We start from the raw sequence: 17,853 nt of genomic DNA, 5'->3' as shown, positions 1-17,853 counted from the left end.
GTTAAGCTCCCACTTTGTCTTGTATTTCATCTACAACACCAGATAAAGCTCTAGCTGCATTATTCATTGATTCAGCATATTGTGTCGACGATTCAGCCCAAATTTTTAGATGGTTAGTTGTTTGTGCATTAGCTTGTGTGGAGTACTCAGAAAGTAGTTCAGTCATCTGCTTAGATAGCTCGATAACATTGCCCTTTAACTGATGTAAATAATCACTTTGAGATGACTTAAGCTCTGTGAATGTATTACCAGCATTCAACACCATACCGTTCATGCTATCTGTAACGTCACTAAATTTGTTGACTTCTGTAACAATGTTATCCCTTAGTGTTTCCATCATTTTCGCACTAGATTGGTTTTGTTGAGCAAGGTCTTTTGTTGATTCAACCGCTGCCGTAACAGCACCTGATAATTTATTCCCCGCATCACGAACATGAGAACCAAACACATTCATGCTATCTGCTGCCGATTTCAATTCAGAAGCTGACTCCCTCATACAATCCGTCGCCTTAGCATTTGCGAGCATAGTTGACTCAACACTTTGTTGAAGTGCTTTACCTTGCTGTATTATCTGCTCTGAACTGGTTTGCTGATTTTTCATACTCACATCAATCTGTTTAACTAACTCTTGTGTAGTGTTTGAAATAGAAGATGTTTGCTGTGCTAACGCTTGATTTCGTTGTTCTGCTATTTGTACTGACTTTTGGTCCCTATCTTCAAAGGACTTTTGTAAATTGGTCATTTGATTATTTACAAATTCAGTTAATACATTACTTTGCGCTGAAATCCCGGAAGTAAGGCTTTCAATTTGTTGCTCAATGTTACTGGTTAATTTTTCTTCTCGTTGTGCAGCGCTAGCCTGCCTTGCTTCAAAGCCGTCATTAATACTGCTTAATTGGCTTTCAACAAGCTCATTCATTTTCGCAGATTGTGCCTGCCCTTGGTTAACGAGATAGGTTACTTGTGCAGAGATTGATTCGATTAGTTTTTCTTCTCGTAGGTCGGCAGACTTTTTGCTTTCATCAAAACTGTTACTTAAATGAGTTAACTGGCTACCCATTAAGTTATTCATTTTTTCGGCTTGTTCATGCCCCTGGTTTACAAGGTGAGTCACCTGCGTTGACATTGCTTCAATGAGTTTTTCTTCACGTTGTGCAGCAGATTTTTTACCTTCATCAAAGCTATTGTTAAGACTTTCCAACTGGCTCCCCATTAGCTCGGTGGTTTTACTCACTTGTTTACTATTTTGGGTGACTAACTGGGATATTTGAGAAGATATTGCGGATATTAACTGTTTTTCTCTTTCAGCAGCATTGTGCTGGCCGCTTTCAAAGTTTTTATTCAAATTAGCTAATTGACTGCTCATCAATTCATTCATTTGAGTTACTTGTAGATTACTTTGGTCCACAAGTTGCCCTACTTGAACTGAGATTGAAGACATCAAGTCTCTTTCTCTTTCTCCAGACTGTTGCTGAGAAAATTCCATTTTATTTATAAATGACTCCATCGTTCTATTCATATCTGCGATAGATTCATTCACCTGTTCAGACGCTCCCTCCATCGCCAGCCTTTGCTGTTGACCTTGAGCACCAAAACCATCCATAAACTTTGTCAGTAGTTCTTCAAGTGCTTTTTGATTACCTTCAGAGGTATCTTCTACAAGCTTATTGATAGCAGGAGCCATGATTTCATTTAAACTAGACTCTAATGCTTCACTGATGCCTCGAGTTGCCGTCATCATCGACTCTTGCATCTTCACACCGATTTGCTCTGCTAATCCCTGTAAACTGTCTCTTGATTCAACATTACTCTCTGCGATTGTCTGTAACTGAGACTCTGCACTCAATCGAGGAAATATTTCATCAATGGTCTTTTGCAAATCGTTAACTTTTCGACGAATAGCCTGTTCAAGTAGCTTCTCGATAAAGTTAAAAACAACACTCAAGAATACACCCCATACAGATGTCATAAATGCTACTTTCGCCCCACCGATGACTGCAGCAACACCAGATTTCATTTCATCAACAGATACATCCGCTGATATATTCATTTCTGACAGGCCTATTTGCAATCCAACGAATGTACCAATTACACCAATTGCTGTTAGAAAACCAGGTACAGCAGCTATTAGACGGTTTTCAGTCACGCCTTTCGCTAGCGTTGTTGTATTGAAAAAATAGGCTGCGTCAAACGTGTTATATAAGGTCGTTTTATTATCTTTTCGCTCTTCGATTAGCGTTTCATCAAACTCTAACCATAAATGGCCAACACTGTCTTTTTTTTCCTTAGCCAAAGAGTATAAGTATTCTCTTTTACTTGCGATGTCTTCTGCGCGAATAGCAGTAAGAGTGTCTTTCAACCAGTTGATCCGCTTCCACGCTTTAGCACCGGAATAGAATGACTTGAACAAAAATAGGAATGTGATCGCTAGTAACACACCTACAAAGATAGTACTTAATTGTGACTCAAAAGATAACGAGCTAAATGCCATAAAATCAGGCAACAGCCATACTAATTTATCCATGATAAACCTTATATACATTCATAATTATTGTGTTTAATAATCTTTTCTAGTGGTGGTAGGTTTGAACTATAAGTTCTTCTTGTACGTTTGTTCATAGTGTCACCTGTTGTGTAGGAGGTGTACTTTAACACCTCTAATCAGGTGGCCAAATTAACTATGCCACTACAATGCTACCTACTACGTTCTTACGGTGTATTAGTGGGGAATCTCTATTTGGTCAATATCATTGATGACAATTTGTGGTTTTCCCTTGTAGTAAGTGATGTCGCCGGTAAAGCAAGCATAATCACCAATATACTGTTTCATGCAATAAGCATCAGATGCTGAAAATTTAAACATTACACCTGTTAACCTTTGTACAGGGTATTTACCATCGAGGTTAATAAATAGAGCATTGCTAGTAGAGCGCACTTGCTCAATGTAACCACATTTATCAAAATTCTGGCTCTTCGCGTGGATAGGAGTCGAGAGAGTAATTGACAGGATAACAACGATAGTTGTTGAAATTGATTTGATTATGTTCATGTTTACCTGCTAGGCATGCTTGCCCTATAACAATATATATGTTGTTCCCTAGTGGTGTCCAATATGGTGTCCTTTTTATGAATTATATTCGATATAAAAGTTATTAACTACTAGAAATGTAAGTAACAAGGGTTGTGACTCAGTCGATAACGTTACATAACCAAATTCTCAAGAGTGATGGCTAACTTTGGGCATTTTTGGTTCGGTTAAGTTTAGTGATTACAGTGGCCTAGCTTGATTTTCGTCGATTTAGCCGCACCTTAGCAAGGCGCTATGTACCGACTCACCTACTAATGCGCCCAATATGATATCATGTCGTACTTACAATTGACGATACCTGTATTTATTAGCGACTAGTTTTAGGAATAATTTAAAACATACCCTTCTTCTGTTATGCGCTGTCGCGTCAGGAGTAACACAAGCTTCTGATCTTTTGTAAGTCGCAGATGAGCTACGAAGCTTAAGTATGTGCAGTAGTGTAGCGTGGCAAGCTCATGGTGAGCTGAACAGCTATTCTCGTGACAGCAATCAGAAAGCAAGGGAAGCTCAGTTAAGCAAAAAATGGTCAAAAAAAGGCAATATTTTAGGTACATACCTAGAGAATGAACGCATTAAAAGGACATACACTCCATTCTTCGATTTAGACAACCACCGTTGTAGCTCCGGCTTTATTACTTTAGGTGTGTGTCCTCACTAGATCTAGGAGCAGGCGGCAACGCCGTCGCTACATTTGAGCCGATGACGATAAATCCAACCAGGCCATAAACTAAGGCAGAACATAGTCGTGTGAATAACATGACCTAAATGACAAAAGTGCGCCAATGCAGATTGGCGCACTTTTTTGTTGATGAGAAAGCCCAATCGACACTTTCTATACTATTCTAAACCTTTCGCTTCACGTTGCTTTTCAAGCCAGAACGACAAAAACGCTAGGCATGAATGATGATATCTTCATCTTCTGAGGTAACCAGAATGGCCTTATTTTGCTCTATCAGTCGCACTGCGTATGAAGGGGTGACCGCTTGAACCTCACCTTTCACTTTAATTGTCAGCGCTTCCCATGCTTGGTCTTTATACTTACCAGCTTGAATGTATTGAACGAGTACTTTCATTTTATTTCCATCTTGGTGAAACAAACGTGCTACTAACTGTAATCGCTTTATTTGGGTTACGCACTCGCTAAAAACACAACATAAGATCAACAAAATAACCTCAAAGTCAGTAACAAGAGTTACTTATTTGGATACATTGCTATCAAAAAGCTGAACGCTGCCTATTGGAGGTTTCTCTTTTCTACAGGTACATCGAGTAGGGTGAGGCGTCTCCGCCTCATCCCTCTCACAGAACCGTACGTACGGACCTCGTATACGGCTCATGCACGTTTCCATTCAGCATAATGGCTGAACACATATCCTGTCCTAACGTGTTCAAGATTCACTAATCCAAGGTCGTTAAACCATTGATTTGGCATCGAGTAACTGGCTAATGGACTCGCAGCATTTCTCCAACTATCCATACAGATATACCTGAATGACCCTTCGTAACCTAGCTGTCTTAGCCTGCGGTGGAGTCGGGTCGGTTTTTTCCATAATCGTAATTGGACGCTGCGAAGTCTTCGCCTTAACCACGCGGCCAGTTTCTTAAACTCCCTGTTCGCATTCGCTATTCGAAAGTACTGGCTGAACCCTCTCAGAAGTGGATTCAGTTGTTTAATGACTTCTAACAATGGCTTACCGCCATTGCGTCTTGTCACTCGCTTCAACTTTCCTTTGAACGTCGACATTTTCTTTGGCTGAATACGGCTATAATGGCTACCGATTTCTATTCCAAGGAATTTCACACCTTCGCCGCTGTGCGCTATGTGTGATTTGGTTTCGTTCACCGTTAACTTGAGCTGTTTTTCCAGGACCTTCGTTGCCTGTACTTGCGCATTTTCTGCACCTTTACGGCTGCGACAGAAGATCAGTATGTCGTCGGCATAACGGACTATTCGATGTCCTCGCTTTCGCATCTCTTGATCAAACGCATCCAGATAGATGTTCGCTATCAGTGGGCTTATTACTCCACCTTGCGGACTACCTATCTCGGTATGCTGCCACTCTCCATCAACCATTACGCCACTTTTCAGGAACTGTTTGATGAGCTCCAGTACGCTACTGTCTGTGACTCGTTTCTTAATGCTTTTTAGAATAAGCTCATGATCGAGCTTATCGAAGCACTTCGATAAGTCCATATCTACGACGTGTTGCATTCCGTATCGACGGATGAACATCGTCGCTTTGTTTATAGCATCGTGACAACTTCGATTCAGTCTATACCCAAAGCTGGATGGGTGAAACTGCTCTTCGAAGATTGGGGTTAATAGATCATTTAGAGCTTGTTGGACAACTCTATCCCGTACTGTTGGGATCCCAAGTAATCGCACCCCACCATCATCTTTCGGTATTTCTACCCGTCTGACGGGTTGAGGGGTGTATCGCTTGGTTTTGAGTTCCAGAAGAAGTTGATCTAGGTTATCACTCAGATTTTGGGCGTAGTCGCTTAGGCTCTGCCTATCTATTCCGGCCGCGCCTTTCGCTTTCCACACTTTTTTAAATCCTTTATAGAGTCGCTCTTTGTGGAGCAAGTGACCATATAAACTGTAGTAAACTCTCAACTTTTTCCTTTAGATTGTGTGCCGTGTGGGGACAAATGCTCTCTCACAGTGTTGGTGTATTTCACTCCACTCTCTAGCCTTCTAGCTCAATGGCAATTTACTAGAGTGAGTCAGAGTTACTCCCTTGTACGGTTTCTCGCTTCAGTGCTTTGCTTTCACAAAGACCGAGACGGAATACCTCGATAGCTAATCAACTTGTATACCACTGAAAAAAAAACATCTGCTCATCACAGACTTAAAATGTACTTCATCCCTTCGCAACACCAGATTGCTTTTGGCAAAATGTTGTCCCATCAGACGTGTTACTGATGGTCAGCTCAGTTTTATCCTCCACACCATTACTGGGCTTCACCGGCCGAGCTTTACTCACTACTACGGATTCATCTGCCACCTCGCACCAACATAGATCTTGGCTCTCGCCTTGAGTTTATGCTTCCGACGTTTGCTCGGATGTGATGTCAGGCTTCCCCAGTTACTGCACTGGCCCCCTGTTAACAATGCCACCCTCAAGCACAATCTAGGTCTGATTGAGTATCGGGCTTCACGCTATTTTGCACGCTTACCCACCTAAATTGCCGAATCAGGTTCACTTTCGTTGTGTACTGTTAACTTCCTATCGCTTCCTTCAAACCCTGCCGTTGGCCAGCAACGCCCTTGCGATTCGGATTATCTTCCCCTCAATCAGGGTGATTTAGGCTTCTTTCAGCCTAATGGGTTTGCCAGCTTCGCTGGGCAAACAAAAAAGCCCCTGCTAGAGGGGCAAAGAATTACCATCGCTTATAATTATTAATAGAATTTGGTTGGTTAGCCGAAGTCGCCATTTACGTAACCTTGAGTGCGGTCGTCGCGTGGTTGGCTGAAGATGACGCTGGTATCGTCGTGCTCTACCAGTTCACCCATCAAGAAGAATGCGGTGCGGTCTGAGATACGGCGAGCCTGAGCCATTGAGTGCGTAACGATAACGATGGTGTAGTCCTTTTTCAGGTCTTCCATCAGTTCTTCAATTTTGTGTGTTGCGATAGGATCAAGCGCAGACGTTGGTTCGTCCATCAGAATCACATCGGGTTCCATTGCAATGGTGCGCGCAATACATAAACGTTGCTGCTGACCACCAGAAAGGCCGAAGGCGTGTGATTTAAGACGATCTTTTACTTCATCCCATAACGCAGCGCCACGCAGTGATTTCTCAACAATGGCATCAATGCTCTTTTTGTCTTTCATGCCTTGAGCACGCAAGCCATAAGCCACATTTTCGTAGATGCTCATTGGAAATGGATTCGCCTTTTGGAAAACCATACCCACTTTAATACGCAAATCAGACACATCGATGTTGCCGTAGATGTCGTCGCCGTCCATTGAAACTAGGCCGGTGATCTTCACACCTTCAATCAAGTCGTTCATGCGGTTTAAGCAGCGAAGCAGCGTTGATTTACCGCAACCAGACGGGCCGATAAGAGCGGTAACTTGGCGCTTAGGTATTGGCAAGTTGATGCTTTTAAGTGCTTGGTTTTCACCGTAGAAAAGATCTAGGTTTTCGATTGAAAATTTGTTCATTTTTAAACTCTCTTAATTCTTAAATTCGTTGTCGTGTATAACGCTTAGTAAGTCGCTGTATTGAATTTCGCTGCAATCAACTTGGTTACTGTGTTGATAAGCAGAACAACAACTATCAAAACCGTGGCAGTGCCATACGCTTGATTCCACTCTTCAATGGTAAACAGCTCGGTGGTTAGTTTGTAAAGGTGAACGGTCAGCGTACGGCCAGAATCGAGTAACGAATCAGGAATACGTGCAACCATACCCGCGGTCATGAATACCGGAGCAGATTCACCAATGACACGACCAATACTAAGAATGACCGAAGTTAAGATGCCTGGCATTGCGCTTGGCAAGATTAAGCGCCAGATAGTGTAGATTTTTGAAGCACCCAAACCGTAAGAACCTTCACGGAATGTTTGTGGTACTGCCATCAAAGCTTCTTCAGTGGTACGAATAATCACCGGAAGAATAAGAATACTCAAGGTTAATGCACCCGACAGAATCGAGAAGCCAAGGCCAAGAATGGCAACGAAGAACGTCATACCAAACAGACCGAAGATAATCGATGGGATACCCGCCAACGATTCAGTACAAAAACGGATGATTTTAACTAACTTACTGCCTACTTTGGCGTATTCAGTTAAGTAGATTGCCGTCATGATACCCAGTGGTGCTGCGATAGAAATCGAGGCAATAACCATGTAAACCGTCGAGACGATCATCGGCCAAATACCGTGTTCTTCGCCTGTTCTCGTGTAGTCGTCGGTAATGAAGTTCCAATCGACGTGCTGTAAGCCGTTCGAAAGGATGTACCACATAATCCAAAATAAGAAACCAACCGTTAGAGCGGCCGCGCCCCAAATAAATACATTGAGTAGGTTATCTTTTACTACTCGCGCTTTTTTAAGCTTAATTGCATTCGTGTTTGACTGAGTCATGGTTACTTCGCCTTCTCACGGTTCAAAAATAGTAGAATCGCATTCAACGACATAATAAATACCAGTAATACTACGCCTGTCGCGTACAGTGCATTGGCGTGAATGCCACTTGCGTATGACATTTCAATGGCGATGTTGGCGGTTAGCGTACGCGCTGAATCCAAAATGCCTTCTGGCATGGCTGGGGCGTTACCCATTACCATGATGATTGCCATGGTTTCACCCAATGCACGCGCAATACCTAAGATAACACCCGTCATGATCCCCGAACGCGCCGCCGGAACCAATACCTTGAAGATGGTGAAAATCTTAGAAGCACCTAATGCTAAAGAGCCTTCTTTATAAGAATGCGGAACAGCGCGAATCGACGTTTCTGATACCGTGATTACCGTTGGCAGAATCATGACGCCCAATACGATAATACCGGCCAAAATCGTGTTACCCGCAGGAACTTGGAAAACGTTTTGAATCAATGGCACGATGATAACCAAGCCAAAGAAGCCATAAACTACCGATGGGATACCCGCTAAAAGCTCGACCGCTGGGCGAATGATATTGGCTAAACGCTTGGGCGCAATTTCTGCAATAAAAATCGCAGTTAACACACCAACAGGTACACCAACCAACACCGCTCCAACCGTAGAAACCACAGAAGCAACAATCATGGTTGCGACGCCGTACAAGGCTGGCGGTAACCAATTCTGACCTAATACGATGCCAGAGACACCCACTTCGCGAAACGCTGGAATACTCTCCAGAACGATGAAGTAAGCAATAGTAGCGAGAGAAACAATGCCAATAACCGCACTGCTTAGAAATAAGAAATGGAAGATACGCTCTTTCCAGTCGACACCTTTTTTACGGCGAAGACCACGTGGCTGTTGGGTATTTTCACTCTTCATAGAAGATTCACTATTAATCGCGATGGACATATAAAATACTCATATCGAAATAAAGGCTGATTTAAAGACAGCAATCGAAATGGAAAAGTGCTCAGCCTTCGCAGGCTGAGCAAGATAAAGTTAACTTAGTTTACTGAGATGTAGCCTTTCTTCTCTACTAGTGCTTGTGCGTCTGCTTCAAGCATCCAGTCTAGGAATTTTTGAGTTTCAGCAGATGGCTTACCTTCACGGTAAAGCACTAGGAAAGGACGCGCTACTTTGTAAGAGCCGTTCTTAACGTTGTCCACTGTTGCTGGCGTACCGTCTACTGATAGAGCGTGTACTGACTCATCAACCGTACCTAGAGAGATGTAGCCGATAGCAAATGGGTTGCTTGCAACCATCGTTTTTAGAGCGCCGTTACCGTTAGCAACTTGCGCACGCTGTGAAATTGCAGATACTTTCACATCGCCAATTTTCTTTTTAAGTTTCATGATGTCTTCGAATGCACCACGAGTACCCGACGCTGTATCACGAGTGATTGCTACGATAGGCTTGTCTGCGCCACCAACTTGTTTCCAGTTAGTCACTTCGCCTTTGTAGATAGCGGTTACTTGTTCAGCAGTAAGGCCTTTAAGACCATTCTTTGGGTTTACAACAACTGCGATACCGTCACGAGCAACCACTTCTTCCTTAAGTGTTGACTCTTTTTCAGACGCTTTTAGGTTACGTGAAGACATACCCAAATCAGCACTTCCGTTTTTCGCCGCTTTTACGCCAGCAGAAGAACCCGGGCCTTGTACTTCAATAAATACGTTTGAGTGTTGCTTCATGTATGTTTCAGAGAAAACTTCCATCAGTGGTGTCACGCTGCTAGAGCCAACTGCAGAAATTGTTTCTTTCGCCAAAACTGGAGTTACTGTTAGTGTGCCTAGTAGAGCCAATGCACCGATTACTGTCTTTTTCATCACAAATTTCCTTAAGAGGCATTATTGCCGTTGTGTTTTGTGTTTCACTTGAACGATGCTCACTTTAGGCTGCTAATATGACAGTTATGTTTCACTAGTTTGAAACCTATATGACAGCGCAAAAAACGTTCACCCCCAAGATTCCATTTTTAGCGGCTAAAAATCGGCGTTCTAACGACTCCCCCCTTTTATTGCAACTTACCCTTTCTCTTAAGCGTTTCCATTCATTCCACAAAGTTATGAATTCCAATTGAGTTTTATATCAAACTATATAATACGACATCAAATATAAATTCATATTTAGACGAAAAGAGAGTAAGTATGTACAAATTTATGAGCGGACTATCTATCAAAACTCAGATCATGGTGCCTGTTATCGCGATCTTAGTTCTGCTCACAGGAGGTGTGTTTTATGGTTCTAATGGATTAGAGAAAGCATTCAACGAGGTATCAGTATCAGTATCAGTACACAATTTGGCTGATCAAAAAGACGCAATTTCAGAAATGGATGACGTAACATTTCGTATGCGTATCGCCTCTGTTTACAGCTTGTTTGATGAGTCACAGTTAAACAACCTATCTCGACTATTAGAGAAAAGCCGTCAAGACAACATGGATTTACTTCGCCCGCTACGACAGGAGCCGGAGCTAAAAGAAGAAATCGCGAGCCTTGAAGACTCTCTTAACGACTATGTTAATTACACGAATCAATTCGTCATCCCTGCTGCAAAGCACAACCTTTTGAACGAAAATACAAGCAGCAACCACGAATACAACCAGATCATTAGTGCATTTCGTGCCAAAGGCGAGCACATGATTGACATGATTGATCTGCTTTCTGAGGAGCTAAACAGAATCGCGGATGCCGATCTATTAAGAACCGAAGAACAACATAGCCGCCTACTTGATTCCACCACGATTGGTATGGCCATCATTCTATTAGCGGCAATGATATTCTCGTACTACGTTGCAGGCCTTATTGTGGCGCCAATTATTCGCCTCCAACAAATCATGCGTGAAATCGCAGGTGGTAACCTCACTGTTGAAGCGCCTATTGACGGTAATAACGAAATCACGGCATTGTCTAAAGATGTCAACACAACCGTAAACGGCCTTCGTGGTGTTGTTGATTCAATGGTACGTATCAGTGTTGATGTGGCATCCGCTTCTACTGAGCTTGCAGCGGTCATGACCCAAGCCAACGCGAATTCAGATCAAGAAAAACACGAAATAGAACAAGTTGCGTCTGCTGTTAACGAACTTTCAAGCACCGCCGCGAACGTCAATGAAAATGCCGTAGATGCAGACGCTGCTTCTCGTCAAGCTGACGAAATGGCAAATGAAAGCATGAAAATGTTTGAAGAAAGTGCACGTGCCAACGATCAAATGGCAACTCAACTGAACGATGCAGCTCAGGTTGTGAACACCCTTCAAGTTCAATCAGAAAAAATTGGTTCTGTTATCGAAGTTATTCGTGCCATTTCAGAGCAAACTAACTTGTTGGCATTAAATGCTGCCATTGAAGCCGCTCGTGCGGGTGAAACTGGCCGTGGCTTTGCTGTGGTAGCTGATGAAGTGCGTTTGCTAGCGGCACGCACGCAAGAGTCAACGCAAGAAATTCAAGATATCATCGAAGAGTTGCAAGTTCAGTCTGGTGTTGCCAATGACAGTATGCAGTCAAGCTTAACAACGTTAACTGAAAACCAAGAGCTTTCTACTCAAGTCAGTAGCGCACTTGAAGGTATCGCTCTGTCTGTCAATAACATGGCAGGGATTAACACTCAGGTTGCGACTGCTGCTGAAGAGCAAAGCCAAGTCACCGACGATATCAGCCGCAATATTTCAAATATATATGACTTAGTGAGCCAAAACGTAACGGGGATTACTCAATCAGCGACCGCAAGCCAAGAGCTTTCTCAACTCGCTGAACAGCAACGAACTCAACTGAGCTTTTTCAAAATTTAGCGCGACCTTTCAAGCACGTGCCCCCGCACGTGCTTTTTCTCCGATTCCCTTCCCATTCATATTCATATTCATATTCATATTCATATTTTATAAAATAATAGTAATTTTACATATTGATACACTTAAATGGCGCTTGTTAGATCCCACAGCCATTGACCTGACGATTCCCTGACCATTCCGCACAAGATTTGATCAATATAAACCTTTGAAATTAAAGTATTAAATAATTAAAATAGTGATCTTGAGCCAAATATATAATTTATAAAATAACAGGGTGAACTATGAACACATATTTGAGAGGCTTCTCTTTGAAGACCCAGGTGATGATACCAATGATCATGACGTTAATCGTAATGAGCGTTGGTGTGTTGTTAAGCAGTAATGGACTTAAACAGGCCTTTGTTAAAGTCACGGTTTCGGCCGATGAGTTAGCAGAACAAAAAGACATCATTTCAGATATCGACGACATTGCTTTTAGAATGCGTATTGCCGCGGTTTACGGCCTTTCTGAGTTATCAAAACTTGAGACACTGCCTAGCCACCTAGATCAGAGCCAACAAACCATCAATTCTCTAATACGTCCTCTTTTAAGTCATTCAGACTTACAAAAAGACACACGACTATTAGAAAGTGTCATTAAGGATTACATCACCCACGCTAAACAATATGTTGTTCCTGCTGCTCGCAAAAACTTACAAGAAAACCCGACCGATCGCGACTTTATGCGCCAATACGATCAGGCAATTTCGCAGTTTGGTACCAAGGGAGAAGCGATGATTGCTGCTATTGATTCGCTCTCGGCACGAATGAACACGCTCACAACTCAAAGCCTTACCGTAAGCGAAGCACGTCATGATCAAGTATTGAGCCGCTCAACGATCGGTATGTTTGCCCTTCTTGGGTTGGCACTAGTGAGCTGCTGGCTAATCGCGGGTATGATCGTTGCTCCTATTTCTCGCCTACAAGAAACCATGCGAGAAGTCGCGAGTGGTAATTTACTGGTTAAAGCGGATACTAGCGGCCAAGACGAGATTTCAGCCCTCAGCCAGGACGTCAACACAACCGTAAACAAACTGCATGATACCGTTGATTCCTTGGTACGTATCAGTGTCGATGTGGCATCTGCCTCCACTGAACTTGCCGCAGTCATGACGCAAGCTAACGTCAATTCGGATCAAGAAAAACACGAAGTGGAACAAGTCGCTTCTGCCGTGACTGAACTTTCCAGTACCGCTGAAAACGTCAATGTTAATGCGGTTGAAGCAGACAGCGCGTCGCGTCAAGCTAACGAAATGGCGGCTCAAAGCCTTCAAATGTTTGAGAAGAATGATCAGGCCAACTTGCAAATCGCTTCTCAACTGAACGAAGCCGCAACCGTCGTCACCAGTTTACAAATTCAATCAGAAAAAATTGGCTCTGTTATCGAGACGATTCGTAGCATTTCTGAGCAAACCAACTTACTGGCATTAAACGCTGCAATTGAGGCGGCACGTGCGGGTGAAAGTGGTCGAGGATTTGCGGTAGTTGCGGATGAGGTACGTATGTTAGCAGCTCGTACTCAAGACTCGACTCAGGAAATTCAAAACATCATTGAAGAGCTGCAAACTCAATCTGGTGTGGCGAACGACAGCATGCAATCTAGCCTAAATACTTTAATGACTAACCAAGAGCTGTCTGTTCAGGTTAGCGATGCGATTGAAGGCATTGCTCAGTCTGTTGATAACATGGCGGGGATCAATACCCAAGTGGCAACGGCGGCTGAAGAACAAAGCCAAGTAACGGCTGATATTAATCGCAACATCACCAATATCTATGAGCTTGTCAGCCAAAACGTAGCCGGTATTACTCAATCAGCAGCGGCAAGCCAAGAGCTTTCTCAGCTTGCTGAAGAACAAAAATCTCAACTGAGCTTCTTTGAGATTTAACATGAATGGCAGCGCGAACCTGTATTTAGCACCTAGTGTTGATATAGAGCGTGCTCTGTAAACCAGAACAGTGCAAACATAAAAAAAGCGGAATAGACGTATCTATTCCGCTTTTTTTTTAGAGGGTCACGCTACCATGTCAGTTGGAATGTGGCACTGACCGTTCTGCCTTCGCCATACATGGCATTGTGGCTACAACCGCCTCTCAGGTATTCTTCGTTAAACACGTTTTTAACGTTCACTCTGACTAGCGCATTTAACGCACCATCTACCGGCACGCGATGACTATAGCCTAAGTCCACCAGCGTATGAGCGGGTTTAGAAAATGATTCAATCGAATCTCCGTATTTTTGCCCTTCGTAACGAGCGCCTAAGTGGAAATTGTTGAAGTCGTTCAGGTTATAGTTAGCCCAAACACCCATTGCAAAGTTAGGTGCATCTTTTGAACGATTCCCCTCCAATGTTGGGTGAGAGACGTAACGCGCATCCAATAACATGACATTAGACATCAAGCTAAGTGAATCCGATACTCGGCCGTCTAGTGCCATTTCAAGCCCAGTATGACGAACTTTACCGCCTTGGGTCGTTTCATTATTGTCGGTTACAACTTTGTTGTTTTTTTCAATATTAAACAGAGCACCAGATGCCAGTACTCGACCAGACAAAAACTCTCGCTTTACGCCCAGTTCATACAATTCACCTTTCTCTGCGTCTAATATTTGCCCCTCATTAACATCTCCTTTCTTTACAGGATCTTTGGGTTCAAAGCTCTGTGAATAGGTTGCGTAAATGGATGAATCAGAACTTGGGTGATAGATTAGAGCCAGTTTTGGCAATACGTTGTTATGAGTCGCTTGTTGTGTTTTCTCTTGATCAAAACGAACCCCAGCTAGAGCGTGCCATTGTGGACTGAATTCAATGTAATCTTGTACATAAAGCCCAACAGAACGACGAGAAAACTCAGACACGTCGCCCTTGTTATAATCTAAATCGCTTGGTTTATTAACAATGGTGGTATCACCAATATTCGCCGTGCCGACGTTCATTTTGGTGTGCTGTTGTTCCGTTTTACGATAATCAACATGACTGACACCAAACAGTAATTTGTGCTCGGTGCGCCCTAGTGAAAAATCGCCGTTAAAATCTAAAAATGCCGTCTTCACTTGAAAAGTGTCAAAGGTATCACGAGCGTGAACCTTCCAGTTGCCCGTAGCAGGATCGTAGTTAGGAGTACTTGAAGATTCGTTATAGATTTTCCCCCAGTTACTTTCGATCGTGCGTCTTTCCACGTATTGCTGGTTGTAGCCCATGTCGACTGCCCATGCATCATTAAGTAAGTAGTTAATGTTTACACCAGCATTTTCGATATGGCTGTCGCGTCTTGCCCAAGGCATATCCCAAACAAAATCTTTACGGCCAATAATCTCACCGGTTTCAAAAAACGCCGAACCCAGATCAACGTGTCCGTTGTCTTCAGTGCGGTCATAGTTGAAGGAAACGGTGCCATTAAAGCCGAGATCTGCCTCTACGATTAACGCTCCGACCAACTTCTCACTTTTTAATGGCGCGCCATTTTTGTGCCTACGCCAGCTCTCTTTACTCATTTTTGAGGCAATAACCCTAGCACGAATACTCTCAGCACTATTCAAAGCACCCCCCATATCTACTGTGCTTTTAAGTTCGTTGTTCGCGCCAAATGTTTGCTTTAAAGAAAGGTGGGATTCTGCTTGCGCGCGTTTCGTCGTCAGGTTAATCATGCCGCCAGGTGTGGATTTTCCGTACAGCAAAGAAGCTGGGCCTTTGAGCACTTCCACCCGCTCATAAAGCTCCATCGGTAACATATAGTTGGCTAAATGAAATTGGCCATTTCTCATATAGCTTTGATCCGGTTCTAACTCGAAGCCGCGCATATAAAAACGTTCACGATTTCGGCGCGTATTACCCGCTGATACGCTGGCGTCATTTTGTAATACTTGCCCTAGAGACGACACATTTTGCTCGTCCATCAAACTCTCATCGTAAATCGCTACTGAGCCCGGAGTATCCAACGGATCGAGGTCGACCTTAAGCGAAGACGTCGTTTCAGCTTGATAACCTTTTTTCTGACCAACAATAACAATTTCCTCGTCATGCTGTGGGGTAGCATGAACCGACGTGCCATACATGGCCGCCATCATTAGGAAATGCGATTTTTTAATATATAACACGTCAAATAACCTTAATTTTTCAGGGTAAGTATTGGCCATCAAATGCTCGATGACTTAAATCTGAAAAACTTATACCACAAGGTTTATTATCAAACCACTAACGATAGTCATTATCGTCCGTATTTATATTATTAACAAAAGTTACGCTTCTACCTACCATTCAAAACACGATGTTAAAAAAAAGCCCCAACTAAATAATAGCTGGGGCTTTTCTTTCTATTTTGATGCGGCTACCAATGATAACCCCAGCGAAATAACTTAATCTTCAGAGGAAGCATCTACTGAAGTAGAAGATTCAACGGGTGCGGTTGGCTTTTTCTTCTTAACCATGAATACTTGCTCGCCCACTGCAACTGTTTTGTGGAACGTCTTATCACGCTTAACTGGTTTCTTCGCCGTTTTAGGTCCTTGAGGGCCTTTCTTTTTCTTCGCTTGAGCCTTACCTTTAACAAACGCAGGCTTACGCGGTTTAATGCCTTTGAACTTACCAACCAAACCTTCAAGGGTGGTAAATGGCAAGTCTTGCTGTAAAAAGGTTTCTACACGTTTAAAGCTGTCCCAGTCTTTTGGACCAACCAAAGAAATCGCTTCGCCTTTATTACCCGCACGGCCAGTACGGCCAACGCGGTGAACGTATTCTTCCGTGTGCTTTGGCATATCGAAGTTAATTACGTGCGTTACTGCCGCAATATCGATACCACGAGAAGCAACATCAGTCGTCACCAAAATCTTGTAAACATGACGCTCAAACTGGCTCATGATCGCGTTACGCTGAGTTTGGTTTAGGTTACCGCTCAGAGCGACCGCCTTTAACTTACTTTCGTTCAAGATCTCTGTTAAGCGATCGGTATCAGCACGTGTGGCGGTGAAGATCATCACCTGACGGTATTCTGCTTCTTCTAATACACGCTTAAGAATCGCTTCTTTATGATCTAGGTGATCACACAAGTGGAAACGCTGCGTAATGTCTTTGTGTTGCTCGTTCGATGCACCAACCGAAATACGCTTTGGTTCATTCAGCATTTCATTCGCAATGTCGTTCACTTCAGCGTGATCCATCGTTGCCGAGAACATTAACGTTTGGCGACGACGATGTTTTGCTGCTTTGTGAATTTTACGCAGTTCAGGAGCAAAACCCAGATCAAGCATACGGTCTGCTTCATCAAGAATTAATGTGTCTAGGCCGTCAAGAAACAATGAACGATGTTCTAAGTGATCGGCTAGGCGTCCTGGTGTCGCGACGACAAATTTCGGATATTTTTTCAGTGCTTTAACTTGGTCGTTAAAGTTTTCACCGCCAAGGATCAGCGTCGCGTCGTAAGACAATCCAGCCAACATAGTGCGTAATTCACCATACACTTGCTTCGCCAACTCACGTGTTGGCGCTAAGATCACTACGCGTGGATCTTTAGCTGAGAATCCTTTGGATTTTAAAGTCTTGTGCAACAGCGGAAGAACAAAAGCTAACGTCTTACCAGAACCGGTTTTAGACGATGCCATCAAGTCTTTCCCGGCAATCGCTACAGGGATAGCTTGCTTCTGAATGTCAGTAGCCTTATTAAAGCCAAAATGCTTAAGATTCTTCAATAAGCGGTTATCAAGACCTAACTCTTTAAATTGCAAAGGATTCTCCGTTATAAAAAACAATGACATTAGATAAATTTTATCTAGCCCGTCATTCTACCCTGTTTTGACTGAAAATGGGTATAGATCACACAAAAATAT

13 protein-coding genes are annotated in these 17,853 nt (G+C 43.1%); 3 read left to right on the top strand and 10 right to left on the bottom strand.

What is annotated here, in order from left to right:
* Position 1 precedes the first annotated feature (1 nt).
* Positions 2 to 2,524, bottom strand: a complete 2,523-nt coding sequence (gene zorA / locus VTAP4600_RS21335) for an anti-phage ZorAB system protein ZorA (RefSeq protein WP_102524770.1) — start codon at positions 2,522 to 2,524, stop codon at positions 2 to 4.
* A gap of 195 nt (positions 2,525 to 2,719) precedes the next feature.
* Positions 2,720 to 3,049 carry a hypothetical protein gene (locus VTAP4600_RS21330; protein ID WP_102524769.1) on the bottom strand — a complete coding sequence of 110 codons (330 nt, stop codon included), beginning with the start codon at positions 3,047 to 3,049 and terminating at the stop codon, positions 2,720 to 2,722.
* Between the two features lie 466 nt (positions 3,050 to 3,515).
* Between VTAP4600_RS21330 and VTAP4600_RS21325 the strand changes: the two genes are divergently transcribed.
* On the top strand, positions 3,516 to 3,746 hold the full coding sequence (locus tag VTAP4600_RS21325; protein ID WP_102524768.1) for a hypothetical protein: 231 nt from the start codon (positions 3,516 to 3,518) through the stop codon (positions 3,744 to 3,746).
* A gap of 232 nt (positions 3,747 to 3,978) precedes the next feature.
* Here VTAP4600_RS21325 and VTAP4600_RS21320 read toward each other — a convergent pair whose 3' ends face one another.
* The 6 genes from VTAP4600_RS21320 to VTAP4600_RS21295 all read right to left on the bottom strand — a co-directional run bounded on the left by VTAP4600_RS21320 (position 3,979) and on the right by VTAP4600_RS21295 (position 10,031).
* Entirely contained in the window at positions 3,979 to 4,161 is a 183-nt protein-coding gene (locus tag VTAP4600_RS21320) for a hypothetical protein (RefSeq protein ID WP_102524767.1), read from the bottom strand.
* A 260-nt stretch (positions 4,162 to 4,421) separates the two neighbouring features.
* On the bottom strand, positions 4,422 to 5,705 hold the full coding sequence (gene ltrA / locus VTAP4600_RS21315; RefSeq protein WP_102524766.1) for a group II intron reverse transcriptase/maturase: 1,284 nt from the start codon (positions 5,703 to 5,705) through the stop codon (positions 4,422 to 4,424).
* Between the two features lie 804 nt (positions 5,706 to 6,509).
* Positions 6,510 to 7,259, bottom strand: a complete 750-nt coding sequence (gene pstB / locus VTAP4600_RS21310; protein ID WP_102524765.1) for a phosphate ABC transporter ATP-binding protein PstB — start codon at positions 7,257 to 7,259, stop codon at positions 6,510 to 6,512.
* Between the two features lie 44 nt (positions 7,260 to 7,303).
* Complete coding sequence (gene pstA, locus VTAP4600_RS21305) at positions 7,304 to 8,182, bottom strand: phosphate ABC transporter permease PstA (RefSeq protein WP_102524764.1); 879 nt, start codon at positions 8,180 to 8,182, stop codon at positions 7,304 to 7,306.
* Positions 8,183 to 8,184: 2 nt separating this feature from the next.
* Entirely contained in the window at positions 8,185 to 9,114 is a 930-nt protein-coding gene (gene pstC / locus VTAP4600_RS21300) for a phosphate ABC transporter permease subunit PstC (RefSeq protein ID WP_102524763.1), read from the bottom strand.
* A gap of 95 nt (positions 9,115 to 9,209) precedes the next feature.
* A complete protein-coding gene (locus VTAP4600_RS21295) occupies positions 9,210 to 10,031 on the bottom strand; it encodes a phosphate ABC transporter substrate-binding protein (protein WP_102524762.1) in 822 nt (273 codons plus the stop codon).
* Positions 10,032 to 10,352: 321 nt separating this feature from the next.
* Here VTAP4600_RS21295 and VTAP4600_RS21290 point away from each other — a divergent pair, with 321 nt between their 5' ends.
* Both VTAP4600_RS21290 and VTAP4600_RS21285 read left to right on the top strand, forming a co-directional pair.
* On the top strand, positions 10,353 to 11,996 hold the full coding sequence (locus VTAP4600_RS21290) for a methyl-accepting chemotaxis protein (protein ID WP_102524761.1): 1,644 nt from the start codon (positions 10,353 to 10,355) through the stop codon (positions 11,994 to 11,996).
* A gap of 281 nt (positions 11,997 to 12,277) precedes the next feature.
* Positions 12,278 to 13,921, top strand: a complete 1,644-nt coding sequence (locus VTAP4600_RS21285) for a methyl-accepting chemotaxis protein (protein ID WP_102524760.1) — start codon at positions 12,278 to 12,280, stop codon at positions 13,919 to 13,921.
* A gap of 131 nt (positions 13,922 to 14,052) precedes the next feature.
* On the opposite strand, the gene VTAP4600_RS21280 is transcribed toward VTAP4600_RS21285, so the two are convergent.
* Together VTAP4600_RS21280 and VTAP4600_RS21275 are read right to left on the bottom strand one after the other, a co-directional pair.
* A complete protein-coding gene (locus VTAP4600_RS21280) occupies positions 14,053 to 16,167 on the bottom strand; it encodes a TonB-dependent siderophore receptor (protein WP_102524759.1) in 2,115 nt (704 codons plus the stop codon).
* Between the two features lie 219 nt (positions 16,168 to 16,386).
* Positions 16,387 to 17,781 carry a DEAD/DEAH box helicase gene (locus VTAP4600_RS21275; protein WP_102524758.1) on the bottom strand — a complete coding sequence of 465 codons (1,395 nt, stop codon included), beginning with the start codon at positions 17,779 to 17,781 and terminating at the stop codon, positions 16,387 to 16,389.
* Between the last annotated feature and the right edge of the window lie 72 nt (positions 17,782 to 17,853).

Origin of the sequence: Vibrio tapetis subsp. tapetis (genome assembly GCF_900233005.1) — a bacterium.
Classification (GTDB): domain Bacteria; phylum Pseudomonadota; class Gammaproteobacteria; order Enterobacterales; family Vibrionaceae; genus Vibrio; species Vibrio tapetis.
Note: the sequence above shows the minus strand (reverse complement) of the source record. Positions and strands in the feature narration are given on the sequence as shown.

Excerpts from the sequence above, each read along its gene's own strand:
- pstB (WP_102524765.1), bottom strand. The coding sequence starts at position 7,259 with ATGAACAAATTTTCAATCGAAAACCTAGATCTTTTCTACGGTGAAAAC.
- VTAP4600_RS21290 (WP_102524761.1), top strand. The coding sequence starts at position 10,353 with ATGTACAAATTTATGAGCGGACTATCTATCAAAACTCAGATCATGGTG.
- pstA (WP_102524764.1), bottom strand. The coding sequence starts at position 8,182 with ATGACTCAGTCAAACACGAATGCAATTAAGCTTAAAAAAGCGCGAGTA.
- VTAP4600_RS21280 (WP_102524759.1), bottom strand. The coding sequence starts at position 16,167 with ATGGCCAATACTTACCCTGAAAAATTAAGGTTATTTGACGTGTTATAT.
- zorA (WP_102524770.1), bottom strand. The coding sequence starts at position 2,524 with ATGGATAAATTAGTATGGCTGTTGCCTGATTTTATGGCATTTAGCTCG.
- VTAP4600_RS21330 (WP_102524769.1), bottom strand. The coding sequence starts at position 3,049 with ATGAACATAATCAAATCAATTTCAACAACTATCGTTGTTATCCTGTCA.
- VTAP4600_RS21320 (WP_102524767.1), bottom strand. The coding sequence starts at position 4,161 with ATGAAAGTACTCGTTCAATACATTCAAGCTGGTAAGTATAAAGACCAA.
- VTAP4600_RS21285 (WP_102524760.1), top strand. The coding sequence starts at position 12,278 with ATGAACACATATTTGAGAGGCTTCTCTTTGAAGACCCAGGTGATGATA.
- VTAP4600_RS21325 (WP_102524768.1), top strand. The coding sequence starts at position 3,516 with ATGTGCAGTAGTGTAGCGTGGCAAGCTCATGGTGAGCTGAACAGCTAT.
- VTAP4600_RS21295 (WP_102524762.1), bottom strand. The coding sequence starts at position 10,031 with ATGAAAAAGACAGTAATCGGTGCATTGGCTCTACTAGGCACACTAACA.
- VTAP4600_RS21275 (WP_102524758.1), bottom strand. The coding sequence starts at position 17,781 with ATGTCATTGTTTTTTATAACGGAGAATCCTTTGCAATTTAAAGAGTTA.
- pstC (WP_102524763.1), bottom strand. The coding sequence starts at position 9,114 with ATGTCCATCGCGATTAATAGTGAATCTTCTATGAAGAGTGAAAATACC.